Here is a 1392-nt window from a genome sequence, read left to right as displayed (position 1 = left end):
CGCAGGGGCTCGGGCAGGTAGTCCAGGGTGAAGTACCCGCGGGTCATCCGCTCCCGGAACTCCACACCCCACCGCGCCGCATGACGACCCATCCAGTTGCGCAGCAGGTCCTCCCGCCCGGCGGGCTCCTGCTCCGGCAGCAGCCGCAGCAGGTGGGAGCGCATGAGCGCGAAGATGTCGGCCCCCCAGAGGATGCGCGCGTGGACGGCCCCCACCGCCTCGGCCGCGATCGGCGCGGCGAAGCTCAGCGGCTCCCAGAGCACGAGGTCGGGGCGCCACCGGCGGCACAGGGCCACCAGGTCCTCCAGCAGCGGGTCGTTCACGACCTTCCACCACCACAGGAAGGCGTTGCGGTGGCCGTCTCTCACGTACTCCCAGTCCACGTCGCGCGCGGGCGACTCCGCGCGGTCGACGAAGGGCACCCGCCCCTCTCCTTGACCCGCCACCGAGTAGGTGCGCATGATGCGCCAGAAGTCGTGATCGCGCCCGGTGGGGGCGAAGGGGAGCCCGGTGCCGGAGGCCACCGGCCCCAGCTCCGGCTGGCTCGCCACGAGCACCTCGTGCCCCGCCGCACGCAGGGCCCAGCCCAGCGGGGCCATGCCGAGGAAGTGCGGTTTCTCCGCCACGGTCGCCAGCAGGACGCGCATCCGGTCCCATCCTCTCCATCGGAACGTCGATCGACCCGGGGCAAGATACGGCCGACGGCGCTCCCCCCGCCGTTGCACGCGACCGAGACGGAGTGTTCATGCGGGTCCTCATCGTCACCGTGGCGGAGAAGACGAATTTCCTGAACATGGTCCCCCTGGGCTGGGCCCTGCGGGCCTGCGGCCACGACGTGCTCGTGGCGAGCCAGCCCGAACTGGGGCCGGTGGCCTCCGGCACGGGGCTGCCCTACACGTCGGTGGGGCGGGACCACGGGTTCTGGCGCATCATGCGGCTGTCCCGGCCCGCGGGCGCGCCCTCCGTCGACGTCCCGCTCTTCCAGGGGCTGGAGGAGCCCTTCGAGGAGATCTCCTGGGACCGCCTGCTGGGCGGCTACCGGGAGGTGGTGCCCTGGTGGTGGCGTACCGTCAACGACCCGATGCTGGAGGACCTGGTGGCCCTGTGCCGCCGGTGGAGGCCCGACCTCGTCCTCTGGGAGCCCATCGCGTTCGCGGCGCCGATCGCGGCGGAGGCCACGGGCGCCGTCCACGCGCGCTTCCTCTGGGGCGTGGACCTGCTGGGCGGGATGCGCGAGGCCTACCTGCGCGCCATGGACGCGCAGCCCGAGGGTGAGCGGCGCGATCCGCTGGGGGAGTGGATGGGTCGTCATGCGGCGCGGTGGGGTGTGGAGTTCCGGGAGCGGATGACCCGCGGGTACTTCACCCTGGACTACCTGCCCGAGCCCCTGCG

2 pseudogenes are annotated in these 1392 nt (G+C 72.8%); one reads left to right on the top strand and one right to left on the bottom strand.

What is annotated here, in order from left to right:
* Window positions 1-647 (bottom strand): annotated as a pseudogene (locus tag BUE45_RS31025) (activator-dependent family glycosyltransferase); the annotation flags it as partial.
* 98 nt (window positions 648-745) lie between these two features.
* Here BUE45_RS31025 and BUE45_RS31020 point away from each other — a divergent pair.
* Window positions 746-1392, top strand: a pseudogene (locus BUE45_RS31020) (activator-dependent family glycosyltransferase); the annotation flags it as partial.

Origin of the sequence: Nocardiopsis flavescens (assembly GCF_900141985.1) — a bacterium.
In the GTDB taxonomy this organism is placed as follows: domain Bacteria; phylum Actinomycetota; class Actinomycetes; order Streptosporangiales; family Streptosporangiaceae; genus Nocardiopsis; species Nocardiopsis flavescens.
This window is presented reverse-complemented; position numbering and strand designations above follow the sequence as displayed.